This is a genomic window from Streptomyces sp. NBC_00704 (assembly GCF_036226605.1).
Lineage (GTDB): Bacteria > Actinomycetota > Actinomycetes > Streptomycetales > Streptomycetaceae > Streptomyces.
In genome coordinates this window covers 5,823,898-5,843,421 of record NZ_CP109000.1, presented here as the reverse complement: position 1 = coordinate 5,843,421, position 19,524 = coordinate 5,823,898, and the positions used below count along the sequence as shown (strand labels likewise).

21 protein-coding genes and 5 tRNA genes are annotated in these 19,524 nt (G+C 71.8%); 7 read left to right on the top strand and 19 right to left on the bottom strand.

The annotated features are described in order from the left end of the window. Positions 1-454: 454 nt before the first annotated feature. Positions 455-2,209 (bottom strand): DAK2 domain-containing protein, encoded by a 1,755-nt coding sequence (locus OG802_RS25535; protein ID WP_329413994.1) that lies wholly within the window; start codon positions 2,207-2,209, stop codon positions 455-457. A 280-nt stretch (positions 2,210-2,489) separates the two neighbouring features. Between OG802_RS25535 and rpmB the strand changes: the two genes are divergently transcribed. After that, positions 2,490-2,675 (top strand): 50S ribosomal protein L28, encoded by a 186-nt coding sequence (rpmB, locus tag OG802_RS25530; protein WP_013000438.1) that lies wholly within the window; start codon positions 2,490-2,492, stop codon positions 2,673-2,675. A gap of 193 nt (positions 2,676-2,868) precedes the next feature. On the opposite strand, the gene thiD is transcribed toward rpmB, so the two are convergent. Both thiD and OG802_RS25520 read right to left on the bottom strand, forming a co-directional pair. After that, the gene (gene thiD / locus OG802_RS25525; RefSeq protein WP_329413991.1) at positions 2,869-3,684 is read right to left on the bottom strand and encodes a bifunctional hydroxymethylpyrimidine kinase/phosphomethylpyrimidine kinase; all 816 of its coding nucleotides are present in this window, start codon (positions 3,682-3,684) and stop codon (positions 2,869-2,871) included. Beyond that, positions 3,681-4,646 (bottom strand): thiamine-phosphate kinase, encoded by a 966-nt coding sequence (locus OG802_RS25520; RefSeq protein WP_329413989.1) that lies wholly within the window; start codon positions 4,644-4,646, stop codon positions 3,681-3,683. Before OG802_RS25520 ends, thiD begins: the two co-directional genes overlap by 4 nt. 209 nt (positions 4,647-4,855) lie before the next feature. Between OG802_RS25520 and OG802_RS25515 the strand changes: the two genes are divergently transcribed. Then, positions 4,856-5,089 (top strand): Lrp/AsnC family transcriptional regulator, encoded by a 234-nt coding sequence (locus OG802_RS25515; protein WP_329413987.1) that lies wholly within the window; start codon positions 4,856-4,858, stop codon positions 5,087-5,089. 20 nt (positions 5,090-5,109) lie between these two features. Then, positions 5,110-5,592 (top strand): DUF3515 domain-containing protein, encoded by a 483-nt coding sequence (locus OG802_RS25510; protein WP_329413985.1) that lies wholly within the window; start codon positions 5,110-5,112, stop codon positions 5,590-5,592. Positions 5,593-5,706: 114 nt separating this feature from the next. Here OG802_RS25510 and OG802_RS25505 read toward each other — a convergent pair whose 3' ends face one another. Genes OG802_RS25505 through OG802_RS25495 form a run of 3 tightly spaced genes read right to left on the bottom strand, consistent with a single transcriptional unit; the run spans position 5,707 to position 8,710 of the window. Next, a complete protein-coding gene (locus OG802_RS25505; RefSeq protein WP_329413984.1) occupies positions 5,707-6,864 on the bottom strand; it encodes a D-alanine--D-alanine ligase family protein in 1,158 nt (385 codons plus the stop codon). 59 nt (positions 6,865-6,923) lie between these two features. After that, positions 6,924-7,934, bottom strand: a complete 1,011-nt coding sequence (locus tag OG802_RS25500) for an NAD(P)H-dependent glycerol-3-phosphate dehydrogenase (protein WP_329413982.1) — start codon at positions 7,932-7,934, stop codon at positions 6,924-6,926. Next, complete coding sequence (locus tag OG802_RS25495; protein ID WP_329413980.1) at positions 7,931-8,710, bottom strand: lysophospholipid acyltransferase family protein; 780 nt, start codon at positions 8,708-8,710, stop codon at positions 7,931-7,933. Before OG802_RS25495 ends, OG802_RS25500 begins: the two co-directional genes overlap by 4 nt. A gap of 163 nt (positions 8,711-8,873) precedes the next feature. On the opposite strand from OG802_RS25495, the gene cofC reads away from it, so the two are divergent. Together cofC and OG802_RS25485 are read left to right on the top strand one after the other, a co-directional pair. After that, positions 8,874-9,512 carry a 2-phospho-L-lactate guanylyltransferase gene (gene cofC / locus OG802_RS25490; RefSeq protein WP_329413979.1) on the top strand — a complete coding sequence of 213 codons (639 nt, stop codon included), beginning with the start codon at positions 8,874-8,876 and terminating at the stop codon, positions 9,510-9,512. Between the two features lie 10 nt (positions 9,513-9,522). Next, the gene (locus tag OG802_RS25485; RefSeq protein WP_329413977.1) at positions 9,523-9,732 is read left to right on the top strand and encodes a hypothetical protein; all 210 of its coding nucleotides are present in this window, start codon (positions 9,523-9,525) and stop codon (positions 9,730-9,732) included. 71 nt (positions 9,733-9,803) lie between these two features. On the opposite strand, the gene OG802_RS25480 is transcribed toward OG802_RS25485, so the two are convergent. The 4 genes from OG802_RS25480 to leuC form a co-directional block, all read right to left on the bottom strand. Further along, positions 9,804-10,478, bottom strand: coding sequence for an HU family DNA-binding protein (locus tag OG802_RS25480; RefSeq protein WP_329413975.1), 675 nt, complete (start codon positions 10,476-10,478; stop codon positions 9,804-9,806). Between the two features lie 137 nt (positions 10,479-10,615). Next, entirely contained in the window at positions 10,616-10,846 is a 231-nt protein-coding gene (locus OG802_RS25475; protein ID WP_069773489.1) for a hypothetical protein, read from the bottom strand. A 274-nt stretch (positions 10,847-11,120) separates the two neighbouring features. Next, the gene (gene leuD, locus OG802_RS25470; protein WP_329413973.1) at positions 11,121-11,714 is read right to left on the bottom strand and encodes a 3-isopropylmalate dehydratase small subunit; all 594 of its coding nucleotides are present in this window, start codon (positions 11,712-11,714) and stop codon (positions 11,121-11,123) included. Positions 11,715-11,720: 6 nt separating this feature from the next. Continuing rightward, positions 11,721-13,151, bottom strand: a complete 1,431-nt coding sequence (gene leuC / locus OG802_RS25465) for a 3-isopropylmalate dehydratase large subunit (protein ID WP_329413971.1) — start codon at positions 13,149-13,151, stop codon at positions 11,721-11,723. A 196-nt stretch (positions 13,152-13,347) separates the two neighbouring features. Here leuC and ndgR point away from each other — a divergent pair, with 196 nt between their 5' ends. After that, positions 13,348-14,064 carry an IclR family transcriptional regulator NdgR gene (gene ndgR, locus OG802_RS25460; protein ID WP_007384919.1) on the top strand — a complete coding sequence of 239 codons (717 nt, stop codon included), beginning with the start codon at positions 13,348-13,350 and terminating at the stop codon, positions 14,062-14,064. Between the two features lie 53 nt (positions 14,065-14,117). Here ndgR and OG802_RS25455 read toward each other — a convergent pair whose 3' ends face one another. Then, on the bottom strand, positions 14,118-14,612 hold the full coding sequence (locus tag OG802_RS25455; protein ID WP_329413968.1) for a DUF4188 domain-containing protein: 495 nt from the start codon (positions 14,610-14,612) through the stop codon (positions 14,118-14,120). A gap of 38 nt (positions 14,613-14,650) precedes the next feature. Here OG802_RS25455 and OG802_RS25450 point away from each other — a divergent pair, with 38 nt between their 5' ends. Further along, on the top strand, positions 14,651-15,295 hold the full coding sequence (locus tag OG802_RS25450) for a MerR family transcriptional regulator (protein WP_329413967.1): 645 nt from the start codon (positions 14,651-14,653) through the stop codon (positions 15,293-15,295). Between the two features lie 81 nt (positions 15,296-15,376). Here OG802_RS25450 and OG802_RS25445 read toward each other — a convergent pair. From OG802_RS25445 to OG802_RS25410, 8 genes are all read right to left on the bottom strand, one after another. Beyond that, a tRNA-Glu gene (locus OG802_RS25445) sits at positions 15,377-15,449 on the bottom strand. 43 nt (positions 15,450-15,492) lie between these two features. Next, positions 15,493-15,564, bottom strand: a tRNA-Gln gene (locus OG802_RS25440). A gap of 20 nt (positions 15,565-15,584) precedes the next feature. Beyond that, a tRNA-Glu gene (locus OG802_RS25435) sits at positions 15,585-15,657 on the bottom strand. A 62-nt stretch (positions 15,658-15,719) separates the two neighbouring features. Beyond that, positions 15,720-15,792: transfer RNA gene (locus OG802_RS25430), tRNA-Glu, on the bottom strand. Between the two features lie 43 nt (positions 15,793-15,835). Next, positions 15,836-15,907, bottom strand: a tRNA-Gln gene (locus OG802_RS25425). Between the two features lie 90 nt (positions 15,908-15,997). Further along, positions 15,998-16,732: an HAD family hydrolase gene (locus tag OG802_RS25420; protein ID WP_329413964.1), complete on the bottom strand. Its 735-nt coding sequence runs from the start codon at positions 16,730-16,732 to the stop codon at positions 15,998-16,000. Positions 16,733-17,114: 382 nt separating this feature from the next. Beyond that, a complete protein-coding gene (gene gltX, locus OG802_RS25415) occupies positions 17,115-18,599 on the bottom strand; it encodes a glutamate--tRNA ligase (RefSeq protein ID WP_329413962.1) in 1,485 nt (494 codons plus the stop codon). Then, a complete protein-coding gene (locus OG802_RS25410; protein ID WP_329413960.1) occupies positions 18,592-19,377 on the bottom strand; it encodes a fumarylacetoacetate hydrolase family protein in 786 nt (261 codons plus the stop codon). Before OG802_RS25410 ends, gltX begins: the two co-directional genes overlap by 8 nt. Between the last annotated feature and the right edge of the window lie 147 nt (positions 19,378-19,524).

Sequence of the window (19,524 nt, the reverse complement as noted above, 5' to 3'; positions counted from 1 at the left end):
CCCCCAGGGGCCCGCGAACCGCAGGGCCCACGAACCGCGAGCGGTGAGGCCGTGGTGACGCCGTGGGCCGCCTCCCGTGGGGCCATGCCCCGACGAGGGGGCGCCCCCAGGCTCCCGATGGGGGCGCGCCCCCACACCCCCGCACCCCGTGCCCGCCGCGCCCCGTGGACGCCACGCTCCGGGCTCGCGGAGCGGCCGGGTCGGGGCCCGGTTCAGGACGGGCCGGGTCGGCACCGGGTGCACCGGGCTACTCCAAGGAAGCGCCCAGGCTCCCGATGAGGGCATGTCCCCATGCCTTTGAACCCCGAGGACGCCGCACCCCGTGGGCGCCGCGCTCCGGGCTCGCGGAGCGGCCGGGGCGGGGCCCGGTTCGGGGCCGGGCCGGGCCGGGGCCACCGTCGAGGGTGGGCGGGGTCGGCGGCGAGGGTGGGCCGGGGCCGGCGGCGAGGGTGGGCTATTCCACGCCGATGAGCAGCAGGGCGCCCTGCCGGCCGCCCCGGTACACCACCGTGTCGACGGCGAGGTACGCCTCCCGCACCCGTGCCTCCAGGTGGTCGGCGACCCCCTCGGGGGCCTCGTCGCCCAGTACGAGGGTGACGAGTTCGCCGCCGGCCGACAGCATGCGGTTCAGGACGGTCTCGGCGGTGGCGGTCACGTCGGAGCCGATGACGGCCACGTCGCCGTCGACGAGTCCGAGGACGTCGCCGGCCTGGCAGATGCCGGCCATGGTCCACGACTGGCGCTCGGCCAGGACGATCTCGGCGTGCCGGGTCGCGCCGGCCGCCGAGGTCATCGAGACGACGTCCTCGTCGAAGCGGCGTTCCGGCTCGTGGACGGCGAGGGCGGCGATCCCCTGCACGGCCGAGCGGGTCGGGATCAGGGCCACCCGGATGCCCTCCGTGCGGGCCTGCTCGGCAGCCGCGGCGGCGGTGTGGCGCAGGTCGGCGTCGTTGGGCAGCAGCACGACCTCCCGCGCGTGGGCCCGTCGTACGGCGTCGACCAGTTCGCCGCTCGCGGGCGGCTCCCCGGGGCGGGCGAGCACGGTGGTCGCGCCCGCCTCGGCGTAGAGCCCGGCCAGCCCCTCCCCGGGGACGACGGCGACGACGGCGCGCTGGACGCGCTCGCGGGGCGGACGCTCGCTCCCGCGCGTGTGCGCGTCACCGGCGCCGAAGTGGGTGATGCGGATCCGGTAGGGCCGGCCCGCGTCGACGCCGGCCTCCACGGCGGCGCCCGCGTCGTCGACGTGCACGTGGACGTTCCACAGTCCGTCGCCGCCGACCACGACGAGCGAGTCGCCCAGGGCGTCCAGCCGTCGGCGCAGCCGCCCCACGGCGGCGTCCTCGGCCTCCAGCAGGTAGATCACCTCGAAGGCGGGACCGTTCCCGTGCTGCGGCCCGTCGCCGCAGTCCCGCGCGGGACCCTCGCCACCGCCCAGAGCCGACCCGCCCTCGCCCTCCCGCTCCCCGCGCTCCCGCACCGGCCCTCCGGACGCGACCGGGGAGAACCCGGGCGCCTCCCCGGTGAACGTCTCCACCAGGGCCGCGAGCACCGCGACCAGTCCCCGGCCGCCCGCGTCCACGACTCCCGCGCGCTCCAGGACGGCCAGCTGCCGCGGGGTCGCGGCGAGCGCCGCGCAGGCCCCCCGGTAGGCGGCGCGGGCGACGATCCCGCAGTCGTCCTCCGCCCCCTCGGTCCCCCCGGCCGTCCCGGCGGCGTCGGCGGCGGCCGAGGCGACCGACAGGACGGTGCCCTCGACGGGGTGGGCGACGGCCTGGCGGGCCGAGTCGGCCGCCCGCCGGAGGGCCAGCCGCAGTCCGCGTCCGTCGGTGTGAGAGGCCTCACCCTCGGCGGCGAGCACCTGGGCCATGCCGCGCAGCAGCTGCGCGAGGATCGTCCCCGAGTTGCCGCGCGCCCCGATCAGCGCGCCGTGCGCCATCGCGCGGGCGGCGTCGGCCAGGGCGGGCTTCCCGGCGGGCGCGGAACCGGCGCCCGCACCCGAACCGGCCTCGTACCCGGCGAACACCGCCTCGACGGCGGTCGCCGCCGACTCGACGGTCAGATACAGGTTGGTGCCGGTGTCCCCGTCCGCGACCGGGTAGACGTTGATGGCGTCGATCTCCTCGCGCGCCCGCCCCAGGGCCGTGAGGGCCAGGCCGCACCAGGTGCGCACCGCGAGAGCATCGAAGAATGTCTGCGGCACCTGCGCCACCTGCGCCTCCCTGGCTGCTGGACTGGACGCAGCGTAGACCCCGGACGGGTGAACGGCGGAAAGCGGCCGGGCCGGGCCGGAGCGGGCGGGACGGCTCCGGGCGGGGGCCGGGCCCCTGAGCAGCCATGGTAGTTTCGTTGTACCGGCGCGGCCGTTGTATGCTGCTCCGGTTGCCCGATCCGCATCGGGCCATCCCCCTGGCACCGCCACTCAGATCCTAGATCCGATCCCGGCATGCCGGGATCATCCGTAAGTGCATCTGAAGTCTTTGGAGTGACCCGTGGCTGCCAACTGCGACGTCTGTGGCAAGGGGCCGAGCTTCGGCAACAACATCTCGCACTCGCACCGCCGTACGTCCCGTCGCTGGAACCCGAACATCCAGCGCGTCCGTACCGTGGTGGGCGGGACGCCGAAGCGCGTGAACGCTTGCACCTCGTGCATCAAGGCCGGCAAGGTCTCGCGCTGACGCACGTTCCCCCGCGCTCGACTCCGTTCGAGCCGGCGGGATCCCCATCGCGCGCGGCCACTGCTGGTTCGCTGCATCGAGCCGGTCCACCCAGTGTGGACCGGCTTTTTGCCGTCCCCGACGGGCCCGACCGTCCGAAACGCGACCGTCCGAGGCTCGACGACCCGGAGCACGACCAGCCGGGGCACGGCCGTCAGGATGCCGGGACGTCCCGGTCGAGGGCCCAGCCGTGGTCCACGGGACCGATGCCCGCCCCGAGCGCGAAGCCGGCGGCGATCGCCCCGGTGACGTAGCTCTTCGCCGCCGTCACCGCCTCGGGCACGGACCGTCCCTTCGCGAGGTGCGAGGCGATCGCCGACGCGAGGGTGCAGCCGGTGCCGTGCGTGTGCCGGTTGTCGTGCCGCCGGGCGCGCAGCCAGTGCTCCTCGACGCCGTCCGTCAGCAGGTCCACCGCGTCGCCGGGCAGATGGCCGCCCTTGATCAGCGCCCAGCGCGGTCCGAACGCCAGCACCGCGGCCGCCGCCTCCCTGAGCTGATCCTCGGACTCGACCCGCACGCCCGTCAGCCGGGCCACCTCGTCGAGGTTGGGGGTGGCGACCGTGGCCCGCGGCAGCAGCTTCGTACGCACGGACTCCAGCGCGGAGACGGCCAGCAGCGGATCGCCGTGCTTGGAGACGCCGACCGGGTCGACGACGACGGGCGCGTCCGTCCCGGCCAGCAACTCGGCGACGGTCTCGACGAGTTCGGCGGAGGAGAGCATGCCCGTCTTGACGGCCTGGACGCCGACGTCGTCGACGACGCTGCGGTACTGGGCACGGACCGCCTCCGCCGGCAGCTCCCAAGCCCCCTGCACGCCGAGGGAGTTCTGCGCCGTGACGGCCGTGACGACGCTCATGCCGTGCACCCCGAGGGCGAGCATCGTCTTGAGGTCGGCCTGGACGCCGGCCCCGCCGGCGGAGTCGGAGCCGGCCACGGTCAGCACGCGGGGCGGGGCCGGTCGGGCGGTCACGACTCCATGTCCCCGAAGTGGTCCCAGCCGCCCTTGCTGGTCCACGGCGCCCCGTCGACCGTCACCTGGGGCAGCGCGGACGGGTTGAGCACCTCGCCGATCACCTTCCAGCGGGCGGGCAGTTTCACGTCCGGCGGGAAGGTCGCCACGATCGCGTGGTCCTCTCCCCCGGTGAGCACCCACTGGATGGGGTCGACGCCGACGGCCTGTCCGATGTCGTTCATCTGGGTGGGGATGTCTATGGCGCCCGAACGGATGTCGATGCGGACCTTGCTGGCCTCGGCGATGTGCCCGAGGTCGGCGATGAGCCCGTCGCTGACGTCGCACATCGCCGTCGCGCCGAGCCCGGCGGCCGCCGGACCGGCGTGGTAGGGCGGCTCGGGACGGCGGTGGGCCTCCACGAAGGCGCGGGGCGAGCGGAAGCCGCGGGAGAGGACCGCGTACCCGGCGGCGGACCAGCCGAGCCACCCGGTCACCGCGACGAGGTCGCCGGGCTGGGCTCCGCCGCGGGTGACGGGCTCCTGGTTGCGCAGATCGCCGAGCGCGGTGATCGACACCATGATCGTGTCGCCCCGCACGACGTCGCCGCCGACCACGGAGGCGCCCGCCACCTGGCACTCGTCGCGCAGTCCGTCCATCATCTCCGACGGCCAGGTCACGGGCAGCTCGGCGGGCACCACGAGGCCGAGCAGCAGGGCCGTCGGCACCGCGCCCATGGCGGCGATGTCGGCGAGGTTCTGCGCGGCGGCCTTGCGTCCGACGTCGTAGGCCGTCGACCAGTCGCGGCGGAAGTGCCGGCCCTCCAGCAGGATGTCGGTGCTGGCCACGACCCTGCGGTCGGGCGCGGCGACCACCGCGGCGTCGTCGCCGGGGCCGACCCGGACCGCGGGGGTGGTGGTGAGACGGGAGGTGAGCTCCCTGATGAGCCCGAACTCGCCGAGTTCACCAACAGTGCCCTTCATTTGCCCTTCGGCCCCTTCTGTACCTGTCCGTGCCCGGTCGCGCATACCCAGTGTCCTCGATACGGTCGAGGCGACCGTCGTCTTCTTCCGTGCCCCCGTACCCCGGCGCGCGAGCCGTGGTCCTCGTAGGTCTCCCCGCGGCGCGCGGCGACGCGATACCGTGGCGTTCCTTTTCCCCACATGATCCTCGTGGCCGCCCTGGAGGTTCCGTGGTACAGGCGTACATCCTCATCCAGACGGACGTCGGCAAAGCGTCGACCGTCGCCGAGGAGATCGGCAGAATCCCTGGCGTGGTCCAGGCCGAGGACGTGACGGGACCCTATGACGTGATCGTGCGAGCCCAGGCCGACACCGTGGACGACCTCGGCCGCATGGTGGTCGCCAAGGTCCAGCAGGTGGACGGGATCACCCGCACCCTGACCTGCCCGGTGGTCCATCTGTAGCCCCCGTCTAACCTTGGCCGGTGAACCTTTTCCGTCACCGGCCCGTCGTCCTGCCCTCGCTCGCTCTCCTGCTCGCTGCGGGGGGCTGCTCCTCAGCAGACGGCGCCACGTCGACGGCGGTTCCCAGTCCCACGGCAGCGGTCACCGAGCTGTGCCGAAACCTGGACGAGGCGCTGCCGTCCGCCGTGGACGACCTCGACCGCCGGGATCCCTCGCCCGCGTCCGCGCTGACCGCGGGCTGGGGGAACCCGGCGATCATACTGCGCTGCGGTGTGGAACGACCCGCGAAGATGAACGACTCCGAGGCCGAGGGCGTCGAAGTGGACGGGGTGGGCTGGCTGCTGGAGAAGCGGGACGGCGGGGCGTTCCGTTTCACCACCACCCTGCGCAAGGCGTATGTGGAGGTGACGATCCCCGAGAAGCGCACGGGGGACGGCATGGCGCCGCTCGTCGACGTCGCCCCGGCCGTGAAGAAGGCGATCCCCGAGGGGATCGCCGACTAGGTCCTGCACGGCCTGCACGGCCGCGTGCGCCGAGTGTCCTGTTCGTGCGGATCCGGCCGGTTCCGCCGGGGTCGCGGCCCCGGACCGGGCCGCCTGACGGCTCCGAGCCGGGGGTCAGCGCAGGCCCGTGGACCTGCGCAGCGCCGCCTGCACCAGGCGGTCCACCAGCTCGGGGTAGCCGATCCCGGTCTCCTGCCACATCTTGGGGTACATCGAGATCGGCGTGAAGCCGGGCATCGTGTTGATCTCGTTGATGACGAACTCGCCGTCCTCGGTGAGGAAGAAGTCCGCGCGGACCAGGCCCTCGCAGGACGCCGCGTCGAAGGCCTCCACCGCCAGCCTGCGGACCTGCGCCGTCTCCTCGTCCGTCAGCGGCGCCGGGACGATCCCCGGGGTCGAGTCGATGTACTTGGCGTCGAAGTCGTAGTAGGCGTGCGCGTCCGGCGGCGGGATCTCGGCCGGGAGGGACGCGCGCGGGCCGTCCTCGAACTCCAGGACGCCGCACTCGATCTCGCGGCCCCGCAGCGCCGCCTCGACGAGGATCTTCGGGTCGTGGCGCTGGGCCTCGGCGATCGCCTCGTCCAGGCCGGACAGGTCGTCGACCTTGGTGATGCCGATGGACGAACCCGCGCGCGCGGGCTTCACGAAGAGCGGCCAGCCGTGCTCGCCCGCGAAGTCGACGATCTTCTTGCGGGCGGCGGACTCGTCCTGCGCCCACTCGCGCGGGCGGATCACCACGTACGGGCCGACCTTGAGCCCGAAGGAGGTGAACACCCGCTTCATGTACTCCTTGTCCTGGCCCACGGCCGAGGCGAGCACGCCCGCGCCCACGTAGGGGACGCCGGACAGCTCCAGCAGGCCCTGGAGCGTGCCGTCCTCGCCGTAGGGGCCGTGCAGCACCGGGAAGACGACGTCGACCTCGCCGAGCGCCTTCGGCACCGATCCGGGCTCGTAGTAGACGACTTCGCGGTTGGCGGGGTCGACGGGGAGCACCACTCCGCCGTCCCGCGACTCGGCGAGCTCCTCGACGTCGGGCGTGCGGCGGTCGGCGATCGCCATGCGCTCGGGCGCGTCGGCGGTGAGGAACCAGCGGCCCTCGCGCGTGATGCCGATCGGCAGGACCTCGTACTTGGTCCGGTCGATGGCCCTGAGGACCGCGCCGGCGGTCACCACGGAGATCCCGTGCTCGGAGCTGCGGCCGCCGAAGACGACGGCCACCCGCGGCTTGCGGACGGGCTGCTGAGGGCTCTGGGGGAGGTTCTCGGTGCTCATATCGGTGTGAGAGTACCCGGTGGTAGGGCCGGGAGTCAGCGTCCGCCCGCCGGGGTCGCTCAGCGTCGTTCGGGCTTCGCGCTGCGCGACATCAGCTCCTTGACGGCGACGACCGGAGGCTTGCCCTCGTGCACGATGGCGACGACCGTCTCGGTGATCGGCATGTCGACGCCGTGCCGGCGGGCCAGATCCAGCACCGACTCACAGGACTTGACGCCCTCGGCGGTCTGCCGGGTGACCGCGATGGTCTCCTGGAGGGTCATGCCCTTGCCGAGGTTGGTGCCGAAGGTGTGGTTGCGGGACAGCGGCGAGGAGCACGTGGCCACCAGGTCGCCCAGACCGGCGAGTCCGGCGAAGGTGAGCGGGTCCGCGCCCATGGCCAGGCCCAGCCGGGTCGTCTCGGCGAGCCCGCGGGTGATCAGCGAGCCCTTGGCGTTGTCGCCGAGGCCCATGCCGTCGGCGATGCCGACCGCGAGCCCGATGACGTTCTTCACCGCGCCGCCCAGCTCGCAGCCCACCACGTCGGTGTTGGTGTAGGGCCGGAAGTAGGGCGTGTGGCAGGCGGCCTGGAGCCGCTGGGCGACGGCCTCGTCGGTGCAGGCGACCACGGCGGCGGCCGGCCTGCGGGAGGCGATCTCCTTGGCGAGGTTGGGACCGGTGACCACCGCGACGCGGCCGGGGCCCACCTTGGCGACGTCCTCGATCACCTCGCTCATCCGCATGGTCGTACCGAGTTCGACGCCCTTCATCAACGACACCAGGACGGTGCCCGGGGCGAGCAGCGGCGCCCAGTCGGCGAGGTTGGCGCGCAGCGTCTGCGAGGGCACCGACAGCACGGTGTAGTCGGCGCCGGCGGCGGCCTCGGCCGGGTCCGTCGTGGCCCGCAGACCGTCCGGGAGCTCGACGCCGGGGAAGTAGTCGGGGTTGGTCCGGGTGGTGTTGATCGCGTCGGCGACCTCGGGGCGGCGCGCCCACAGGGTGACGTCGCACCCGGCGTCGGCGAGCACCATGCCGAACGCCGTCCCCCACGAACCGGCGCTGAACACCGCCGCCTTCACGGACTTGCTCACTTGCTGTTCTCCCCCTCGTGACGGTCCTGCGCGCGGCCGGTCTGCGACTGCGTGCGGCGGCGCTGCTCGATCCGCTCCCGGCGCGGGTCGTAGGGCCTCTCGGGCGCCTTCTCGCCGCGGATCTCCTCCAGCTGGGCGGTGACGGCCGCCATGATGACCTCCGTCGCCTCCTTCAGCAGCTCGGGGGTCATCTCGTGGCCGTAGAACCGCGAGAGGTCCACGGGCGGGCCGGCGAGCACATGGTGGGTCTTGCGCGGGAAGAGGTGGGGCTTCTTGGCGTAGGGCGGCAGCAGTTCGTTGGCGCCCCACTGGGCGACGGGGATCACCGGGCACCTGGTCTGCAGGGCCACGCGGGCCGCGCCGGTCTTGGCGGTCATGGGCCAGCCGTCGGGGTCGCGGGTGAGGGTGCCCTCGGGGTAGAACGCGACGCACTCGCCGCGTTCCACGGCGTCGATCGCGGCCCGGAAGGCGCTCAGCGCGTCCGTGCTCTCGCGGTACACGGGGATCTGCCCGGTGCCGCGCATCGCGGCTCCGACGAATCCCTCCCTGAAAAGCCCGCTCTTCGCGAGGAATCGCGGCACCCGCCCGGTGTTGTACTGGAAATGGGCGTACGCGAAGGGGTCGACATGCGAATTGTGGTTCACCGCGGTGATAAATCCACCCTCTGCCGGAATGTGCTCCATTCCGCGCCAGTCCCGCTTGATCAGAACCACCAGCCAGGGTTTGCAGAGGACCGCTGCGAAGCGGTACCAGAAGCCGATTCTGCGGCGGGGCACGCGGACACCTTCCTCTAGGACTTCCCGAGGCCTGCTCCTGGACCCGGGGCCGCACAAGTGTCGCCCCGGGCCGCTGGTCTGTCGAGAACACCGTACGCCCGCCTCCGCGGCGTGCCGACGGGCCGGGTGACAATGGCCGCGACGAGAGAGGGACGGTACACCGGTGCAGTGGACCTTGGTCATACCCCTGAAGCCCTTGGCGCTGGCCAAGAGCAGACTCGCGGACACCGCCGCCGACGGGCTGCGCCCCGGTCTCGCCCTGGCCTTCGCCGAGGACACCGTGGCGGCGGCGCTGGCCTCGGCCGCGGTGCGGGATGTGGCCGTAGTCACGGACGACGCGCTGGCCGCGCGTTCCCTGGCGGCGCTGGGCGCCCGGATCGTCCCGGACGAGCCGCGCGCGGGCCTCAACGCCGCCCTGGAGCACGGCGCGGCCGCCGTACGGGCCTTTCGTCCGGATTCCGCGCTCGCGGCCCTCAACGCCGACCTGCCCGCGCTGCGCCCACCGGAATTGACGCGCGTTCTGGAGGCGGCCGCCGAATTCCCCCGTGCTTTTCTCGCCGACGCGGCCGCGATCGGCACGACTCTTCTCACCGCCGCTCCGGGAAGCGCGTTGCGGCCCGCGTTCGGCGCGGATTCCCGTGCCCGTCACCGGGCCCGCGGAGCCGAGGAACTCCGTCTCGACGCGGTGGATTCCGTGCGCCGGGACGTGGACACCGGCGAGGACCTGCGTGCGGCGCTGGCCCTGGGGGTGGGGCCCCGGACGGCCGCGGCGACCGCGCGGCTGCTGATCCCGGGGCAGTAGGCTGCCGCACATGCAGGCGACCGCGTACACGTACGACCCCGCCACGCGCAGCGGACAGGTGCTGCTGGACGACGGCACTCCCGTCCCCTTCGACGCGTCGGCGTTCGACGCGGGCGGGCTGCGGCTGCTGCGGCCCGGACAGCGGGTGCGCGTGGAGACGGAGGACGGTGGCGACGGCGCCGGCCCGCGGATCACCCTGGTGACGCTGCAGACCTTCTGAGCGCTCCGCGCACACGCCGCGGGCCGGGCTCCGTGCGGAGTCCGGCCCGGCGTGTGAGTGCCCCAGCTGCCCTACGCCTTGCGGGCGGTGGCCTTCTTGGCGGTGGTCTTGCGCGCGGTCGACTTCTTGGCGGGGGCCTTGGTGGCCGTCGCCTTCTTCGCGGCCGGGGCCTTCTTCGCCGTCGTCTTCTTGGCGGTGGCCGACTTGGCGGCCGTGGTCTTCTTCGCGGCCGCCGGAGTCGCCTTCTTGGCGGTGGTCTTCTTGGCCGTCGTCTTCTTGGCGGCGCCCGTGGTCTTCTTCGCCGCGCCCGTCGTCTTCTTCGCCGCGGCCGTGGTCTTCTTCGCGGCGCCGGCCCTCGTCGAGGGGGAGGCCTTCTTCGCGGCGGCCTTCTTGACCGTGGCGGAAGAACCGCCGGTCAGGCTGCCCTTGGGGGCCTTCTTGACGGCGACCTCGCCACCGCGGGGAAGCTTCTTCGACCCGCTCACCAGGTCCTTGAAGCCCTGGCCCGCGCGGAAGCGCGGGACAGACGTCTTCTTGACCCGCACCCGCTCGCCCGTCTGGGGGTTGCGGGCGTAGCGGGCCGGCCGGTCGACCTTCTCGAACGAACCGAAGCCGGTGACCGAGACCCGGTCGCCGGCGACCGTCGCGCGGACGATGGCGTCCAGGACCGCGTCGACCGCGTCGGCGGCCTGCTGGCGGCCGCCCACCTTGTCGGCAATCGCTTCTACGAGCTGCGCCTTGTTCACGTCTTCCCCTTCGGAGACATTAGCCGGAACGATACGTTCAAGCTTTTTCGCACGTTAGGCAGATATATACCGCAAATCAAACACGAAACGGGCTAATCACCCTTGTGCCGCAACGAAATCGGCGGCTCCGGAGGCGATCAACGCCCCTCTTCGGGCGTTCGCCCTTCGTCGAGGTCCGCCATGAACCGCTCCAGACGCCTTGTCGCATCGGCGAGATCGTGCTTGGCCGCGGCCGTAATGACCAGCAGCTTCCGGGTCAGCGCCATCCGTACGCCCTCCGGGACTTGCAGTGCGCGCACCCTCGCGTGCGCTTCCTTGAGTTGGTTCGCGACCGCCGTATAGAGCTCGAGTTGGCCGTCGTGTTCCATGCACAGATTGTGCCATCTGGGGCGAGTTGTCGCCCGCTCAGGGGGCAACTGCCGCCTCGGACGGCCGTTCCGGCACCTGCGGCGGTCGCGTCGTCATCAGCCGCGTACCCCGGCAACACCCCGCCTAACGTGGGAAGTTGGCGGCGGCGGACGGGGACCGCAGGGCCGAACGGGTGCAGACACAGCCGTACCCCCGATCGGCGGGATCGGGGGTACGGCGGGGGTGTCGCGGTGGCCGAAACTCGACCTGCCCGGGGCGTGCCGGGCTCCGTGATCAGACCGGGAGCGTCCTCGGCTTGTACGACGGGCGCTTGGCCTCGTAGGCGGCGATGTCGCCCTCGTCCCGGAGGGTGATGGAGATGTCGTCCAGGCCGTTGAGCAGCCGCCAACGGGCGTTCTCGTCGAGCTCGAAGGCCGCGGTGACGCCCTCGGCGCGCACCTCGCGGGCCTCCAGGTCGACGGTGATCTCGGCCGTCGGGTCCTTCTCGCTCAGGTCCTGGAGCGCCTCCACGGTCTTCTGGTCCAGGACGACCGTGAGCAGGCCGTTCTTGAGCGAGTTGCCCCGGAAGATGTCGGCGAAGCGGGAGGAGATCACGGCCTTGAAGCCGTAGTTCTGCAACGCCCAGACGGCGTGCTCACGGGAGGAGCCGGTGCCGAAGTCGGGGCCGGCGACCAGCACGCTCGCGCCCTGCCGCTCGGGGCGGTTGAGGATGAACTCCGGGTCCTTGCGCCAGGCCTCGAACAGTCCGTCCTCGAAGCCGTCCCGCGTGACCTTCTTGAGCCAGTGAGCAGGGATGATCTGGTCGGTGTCGACGTTGGAGCGGCGCAGCGGGACGGCCCGGCCGGTGTGCGTGGTGAATGCTTCCATGACTGATCAGACTCCAGCGGGCGTGCGGTTCTCGGCGTCGGACAGGTCGGCCGGGGAGGCCAGGTGCCCCAGGACGGCCGTGGCGGCCGCGACCTGCGGCGACACCAGGTGGGTGCGCCCGCCCTTGCCCTGCCGGCCCTCGAAGTTGCGGTTGGAGGTGGACGCGGAGCGCTCACCCGGCGCGAGCTGGTCGGGGTTCATGCCGAGGCACATCGAGCAGCCCGCGTGCCGCCATTCGGCGCCGGCCTCCTTGAAGACGACGTCCAGGCCCTCGGAGACGGCCTGGAGGCCGACCCGCGCCGAGCCGGGGACGACCAGCATCCGTACGCCGTCGGCGACTTTGCGGCCCTCGACGATCGCGGCGGCGGCGCGCAGGTCCTCGATGCGGCCGTTGGTGCAGGAACCTACGAAGACGGTGTCCACGTTGATGGAGCGCAGCGGCTGTCCGGCCTCCAACCCCATGTACTCCAGGGCCTTTTCGGCGGCGAAGCGCTCCGAGGCGTCTTCGTACGAAGCCGGGTCGGGGACGTGGGCCGAAAGCGGCGCGCCCTGGCCGGGGTTGGTGCCCCAGGTGACGAACGGCGACAGCGCGGCGGCGTCGATGACGACCTCGGCGTCGAACTCGGCGTCGTCGTCCGTCCTCAGCGTCTTCCAGTACGCGACGGCGGCGTCCCAGTCCTCGCCCTCGGGCGCGTGGGCGCGGCCCTCGAGGTAGGCGAAGGTGGTCTCGTCGGGGGCGATCATGCCCGCGCGGGCGCCGGCCTCGATCGACATGTTGCAGATGGTCATCCGGGCCTCCATCGAGAGCTTCTCGATGGCGGAGCCGCGGTACTCCAGGATGTAGCCCTGGCCGCCGCCGGTGCCGATCTTCGCGATGATCGCCAGGATCAGGTCCTTGGCGGTGACGCCGTCGGGCAGCTCGCCGTCGACCGTGATCGCCATGGTCCTCGGGCGGGCCAGCGGCAGCGTCTGGGTGGCCAGCACGTGCTCCACCTGCGAGGTGCCGATGCCGAACGCCAGCGCACCGAAGGCCCCGTGCGTGGAGGTGTGCGAGTCGCCGCAGACGACGGTCATGCCGGGCTGGGTCAGGCCCAACTGCGGGCCCACGACGTGCACCACGCCCTGCTCGACGTCGCCGAGGGGGTGCAGCCGCACGCCGAACTCGGCGCAGTTCTTGCGCAGCGTCTCCAGCTGGGCGCGCGAGACCGGGTCGGCGATCGGCTTGTCGATGTCGAGAGTCGGGGTGTTGTGGTCCTCGGTCGCGATGGTGAGGTCGAGACGCCGCACCGGGCGGCCGTTCTGACGGAGGCCGTCGAAGGCCTGGGGGCTGGTCACCTCGTGCAGCAGGTGCAGATCGATGAAGAGGAGGTCGGGCTCGCCCTCGGCGCGCCGGACGACGTGGTCGTCCCAGACCTTCTCCGCGAGTGTCCTACCCATCGCTTTCCCTCCGGCCGGCGCAGGAGCACCGGCCCAACTAGAGATCTGGTGGAGGCGACGCCCTCGTCGTGTTCTCGGCGTTCCCGGGCACTCGCCGCCAGGCCCGTTGGTCTGCGGGCCGTCATGTCTCCAAGGGTTGCGCGTCTCACGGAAAAATGAACTTGCGTTTCACAGAGTGAGACGGGAGTATCGTTTCATGGACAACAGTAGCGGCGTCGGCGTCCTGGACAAGGCAGCCCTTGTCCTGAGCGCCCTGGAGTCCGGTCCGGCCACCCTCGCAGGCTTGGTCGCTGCCACCGGACTCGCACGACCCACGGCCCATCGTCTGGCCGTGGCACTGGAACACCACCGTATGGTGGCGCGGGACATGCAGGGACGGTTCATCCTGGGCCCCCGGCTGGCCGAGCTGGCCGCGGCCGCGGGCGAGGACCGCCTGCTGGCCACCGCCGGCCCGGTGCTCACCCACCTGCGGGACATCACGGGCGAGAGCGCGCAGCTCTACCGCCGCCAGGGCGACATGCGCATCTGCGTGGCCGCGGCGGAACGCCTGTCCGGTCTTCGGGACACGGTCCCGGTGGGCTCCACGCTGACGATGAAGGCCGGCTCCTCCGCGCAGATCCTGATGGCCTGGGAGGAGCCCGAGCGCCTGCACCGCGGCCTCCAGGGCGCCCGGTTCACGGCGACGGCCCTGTCGGGCGTGCGGCGCCGCGGCTGGGCCCAGTCCATCGGCGAGCGCGAGCCGGGCGTGGCCTCGGTGTCGGCCCCCGTGCGCGGTCCCTCGAACCGCGTGGTGGCCGCCGTCTCCGTGTCGGGCCCGATCGAGCGCCTGACCCGGCATCCGGGCCGTATGCACGCACAGGCCGTGATCGACGCGGCGGCCCGTCTGTCGGAGGCGCTGCGCAGGACGGGCTGACCCGCCGGGGGGGGGGGACGAGGGCAGCCTCAACGCCGCGGCGGCCCTCTCCCCTACGGCGCCGACCGGTGCGCGAACCGGTCCCTGGCGTACCGTCCCCGCTGTTCCAGCGGGATCTGCCCGTGCGCGGCCGCGAGGCCGAACGCGGGCATGTCCCCGTAGACCGCCTCGTAGGAGCCCTCCGGCACGACATACGTCTCGTGCCAGATCCCGACGTGACCGCGGATCCGCCCGCGCCGTTCCATGCGGTTGATCTTCGCCCACGCCTCGTGGTGGAAGGCGTCGGGCGCGGTCGCGTAGGCGTAGAGCTTCTCCTTGGACTCCCAGTACTGGACGACGTAGTACGTGCGGGGCGAGGCCGTCAGCAGCACCCGGGAGAGCAGCCCGCGCTCCGGGTCCTTCTTCAGCTCCGCGAGCATGCGGAACATGGCCAGCATGACCGGCACCCACTGGTGCACGGCCCAGAAGTGGTTGACGCGCATGCCGATCAGGAGGACGACCACGTCTCCCCGGGCGTCCGCGGTGGTGCGGGTGGCTTCGACAGACATGCTTGGATAGTGGCGCTTCCCAAGGAGAGACGCAAGACATGCGACTGGCCGAACTGAGCGAACGCAGCGGTGTGTCCACCGCGACGATCAAGTACTACCTGCGCGAAGGCCTGTTGCCGCCCGGCCGCCAGGTCAACCGGACCACCGCGGAGTACGACGAGGAGCATCTGCGCCGGCTGCGGCTGGTGCGCGCGATGATCCAGGTGGGCCGGCTGCCGGTGGCCACGGTCCGCGAGGTGCTCGGCCATGTCGACGACGACTCCCTGGGCCGCACGATGCGCCTCGGCGCGGCCCTGTGGGCGCTGCCCCAGGCGCCCGAGCCGGACACGGACGACGACCACGTGCGCGCGGCGCGTCAGGAGACGGACGAGCTGCTCGCGGGCCTGGGCTGGGAGAACGCCCGGCTGCTGACGTCCCTGTCCCCCGCCTACCGTTCGCTGGTGGTGTCGGTGGCCGCGCTGCGCCGGCTCGGCTACGAGTGGGACGCCGAACTCCTCGCGTCCTACGCCCGGTTGATGCACCGGGCGGCCTCGCTGGACCTCGACTTCGTGGAGACGCAGGAGTCGGAGGCCGAGCGGGTCGAGACGGCGGTGCTCGGCGCGATCCTCGTCGAGCCGATGCTTCAGGCGCTGCACCGGCTGGCGCAGGAGGAGGAGTCGGCCCGGCGGTACGGCTTCGAGTGAGCGCGGTCACAGGAGTGGTCGGGACGCCCGCGGACGCACGAGGAAGGCCCCCCACCGGAGTGGAGGGCCTTGCCTGATGCGTACCCCCGACCGGATTCGAACCGGCGCTACCGCCTTGAGAGGGCGGCGTGCTAGGCCGCTACACAACGGGGGCGAGGATCTTGCGAGCGAGTGAACTGCACCGCCGCAGATCCGAGCTGGTCTACCAGGACTCGAACCTAGACTAACTGAACCAGAATCAGTCGTGCTGCCAATTACACCATAGACCAATGTGGTTTAGACCAGTTTGTACCCCCGACCGGATTCGAACCGGCGCTACCGCCTTGAGAGGGCGGCGTGCTAGGCCGCTACACAACGGGGGCCCTAGCGATCCTGCATCGAGGTGAGCGGGAGCTACCCGAACTCCCCCCGCGGGAAGGATCTGTACCCCCGACCGGATTCGAACCGGCGCTACCGCCTTGAGAGGGCGGCGTGCTAGGCCGCTACACAACGGGGGCGTTTGCGGAGATGATCTCCACGTGCGCAGATGAGCTCTGCGAGCTGGCCTACCTGGACTCGAACCAAGACTAACTGAACCAGAATCAGTCGTGCTGCCAATTACACCATAGGCCACTGGAACGCAAGCCCCGAAGGGGATCTCGTTCTAGTTTCGCTCCTCCGGTCCGGCCTTTCGGCCCGCTCTCCGGCGGCGCAGGAAGAACATTACCCGAAGGTGGACTGCGCTCCAAAACGGGTATCCGCGCCGAGCAGCGCGGGAAGTTCGGCGAGGCTGACGATGCGGTGCCGGCCGGACGGGAGCTCGACGGTGGCGCCGCCTCCGGGGCGGTCGATCCACACCGACAGGAGTCCGGCGTCGGCGGCGCCCCGTCCGTCGATCTCCGGATGGTCGCCGACGTAGGCCACCTCGTGCGGGGGCAGGGAGAGGGCCTCGCAGGCCGCGAGGAAGGCGGCCGCCTCCGGCTTGGAGACGCCCAGCTCCGCTGCGCACAGGACGGCCTCGAAACGGTCGTGGACGCCGAGGACGCGCAGCTTGTGGTCCTGCACGTGGATGCTGGAGTTCGACAGCACGGCGTGGCGGTGGCTGGCGGCGAGGGCGTCGAGCACGGGCAGGACGTCGGGGAAGAGCGACCAGGCCGCCTCGTAGTGCGTGATGTAGCGGCGGAACCAGGCGTCGGCCTCGTCGTCGGTCAGCTCCGGTCGCTCCAGGAACGCCCGTACCCGGTCGCGGCGCTGGTCCTCGAAGGTCATCCCGCCCGCGGAGAACCGCGCCCACTGCTGGTCGGTCACCTCCCGCCAGCGCGCGAGGGCCTCCTCCGCGGTGCCGAAGCGGTCGAGCAGCCGCTCGGTGGTGAGGTACGACCGCATGCCCTCGCGGTCGGCGGTCGTGTAGTCGAAGAGGGTGTCGTCCACGTCCCAGACCACGGCACGAATGCTCATGCGCCGACGGTATCGCGGGCCGGCACGCTCCGGACATGACCGAGTACGCGTTCAGTTCACCGTCGAGGCACAGGCCGCGTACGACGCCGCGTCCGGCGAACGCCGGGCGGGACGGGACAGGGCCGTGCGGATACTGGCGAGCGACCCGTTCAGCACGAAGTCCAGCGCGCCGATCGGCGCCGGCGACCGCTTCCGCAGGGCTTGCGCGGCCCCCGGAGTCAGGATCGAGTACAGGGTCCGGGGGCCGTCGTGATCGTCGTCGCACGGGAGATCTTTGACGGGTTCGCCTACCTGATCGACGAGAACGACGCCGTCTGAGGCGAACGCGTGAGGGGCGGCCCCCGGTGGTGTCCGGGAGCCGCCCCTCACATGGGTTCCGCCGCTACGCGGCGAGCTTCGCCAGGGCGGCGTCGATGCGGGCCAGCGTCCTGTCCCTGCCCAGGATCTCCAGGGACTCGAAGAGGGGCAGGCCTACGGTGCGGCCGGTGACGGCGACGCGGACGGGGGCCTGGGCCTTGCCGAGCTTGAGGCCGTGGGCCTCGCCGGCGGCCAGGACGGCCTCCTTCAGGGACTCGGCCGAGGACCAGTCCGCCGCGTCGAGCTTCTCGCGCGCCGTGGTCAGCAGGGCGTCGCTGCCCTCCTTCATCGCCTTCGTCCAGGACGCCTCGTCGACGACGGGTTCCGGCAGGAAGAGGAAGTCGACGTTGTCGGTGATCTCGGAGAGGACCTTCAGGCGGGTCTGGGCGTGCGGGGCGATCGCCTGCCACTTCGCCTCGTCGAAGTCCTCCGGCGCCCAGGGGGCGGCGGGGGCCTTCAGCCAGGGGGCGCAGCGCTCGGTGAAGTCCTTCACGTCCAGCAGGCGGATGTGGTCGGCGTTGATCGCCTCGGCCTTCTTCAGGTCGAAACGCGCCGGGTTGGGGTTGACGTCGGCGATGTCGAAGGCCGCCGTCATCTCGTCCATCGTGAAGATGTCCTGGTCGGCCGAGAGCGACCAGCCGAGGAGCGAGAGGTAGTTGAGCAGGCCCTCGGGGAGGAAGCCGCGCTCGCGGTAGAGGTTGAGGGACGACTCCGGGTCGCGCTTGGAGAGCTTCTTGTTGCCCTCGCCCATCACGTACGGCAGGTGACCGAAGGCGGGCACGGACTTCGCGATGCCCAGCTCGATCAGCGCCTTGTAGAGGGCGACCTGGCGGGGCGTGGAGGACAGCAGGTCCTCGCCGCGCAGCACGTGCGTGATCTCCATCAGCGCGTCGTCCACCGGGTTGACCAGCGTGTACAGCGGGGCGCCGTTCGCGCGGACGATGCCGTAGTCGGGGACGTTCTCCGGGGTGAACGTCAGCTCGCCGCGCACCAGGTCGGTGAAGGTGATCGTCTCGTCGGGCATCCGGAAGCGGACGATGGGCGTGCGGCCCTGGGCCGTGTACTCCTCGACCTGCCCGGCGCTCAGGTCGCGGCAGTGGCCGTCGTAGCCGGACGGCTTGCCGGCGGCGCGGGCGGCCTCGCGGCGGGTGTCCAGTTCCTCCTGCGAGCAGTAGCAGCGGTACGCGTGCCCGGCTTGCAGGAGCTTGTCGGCGACGTCCCTGTAGAGGTCCATGCGCTGCGACTGGCGGTACGGCGCGTGCGGGCCGCCGACCTCGGGGCCCTCGTCCCAGTCGAAGCCCAGCCAGCGCATCGAGTCCAGCAGCTGGGCGTAGGACTCCTCGGAGTCGCGGGCCGCGTCGGTGTCCTCGATGCGGAAGACCAGCGTGCCCCGGTGGTGCTTGGCGAACGCCCAGTTGAACAGGGCGGTGCGGACCAGGCCCACGTGGGGGTTGCCGGTGGGCGAGGGGCAGAAACGGACGCGTACGGGGGAGCCTGATGCGCTAGCCACGCTTGACAACCTTGTTGGTGAGAGTGCCGATGCCTTCGATGGTGACGGCGACCTCGTCGCCGACAGCCAGGGGGCCGACCCCTGCCGGGGTGCCCGTGAGGATCACGTCGCCGGGGAGCAGCGTCATGGCCTCGGTGATGTTGACGATCAGATCCTCGATGGAGTGGATCATCTCGCTGGTGCGGCCGAGCTGCCGCTGGGCGCCGTTGACCGTGAGCTGGACGGTGAGGTCGCCCGCGGTCTTCAGGTCCAGGCCGGTCTCCACCCAGGGGCCGAGGGGGCAAGAGGTGTCGAAGCCCTTCGCGCGGGCCCACTGCTTCTCGCGCTTCTGCACGTCGCGGGCGGTGACGTCGTTGGCGCAGGTGTAGCCGAAGATCACGTCCTTGACGCGTTCGCGGGGCACCTCGCGGCACAGCCGGCCGATGACGACGGCCAGCTCGGCCTCGTGGTGGACCTCCGCGGAGAAGGACGGGTACTGGATGGCGTCGCCGTCGCCGATCACGGAGGTGGACGGCTTGAAGAAGGCGAACGGCGCGTCCGGGACCTCGTTGCCCAGCTCGCGCGCGTGTTCGGCGTAGTTGCGGCCGAAGGCGACGACCTTGTTGGGCAGCACGGGCGGGAGCAGCCGGACCTTGCTCAGCGGCACCTTGGTGCCGGAGAGCTCGAAGTCCGTGAACGGGATGCCCTTGATGATGTCGAGGACGAGCTCGTCCGGCTTGTCGCCCTCGACCGCGCCGAAGGCGACGTTCCCGTCGATGGAGAACCTGGCGATGCGCACGGGTTGGTTGGCCCCTTGACTGAGCTGGCTGGAGTGTGACGCTCCAGGCTAACGCGGAAGGGCGTCCCCGGCCGGGGACGCCCTTGACATCGGGGACGGTCGCCTTGAGCATTCGGCGGCCGCCGCCCGTACTCCTCCACGAAGATC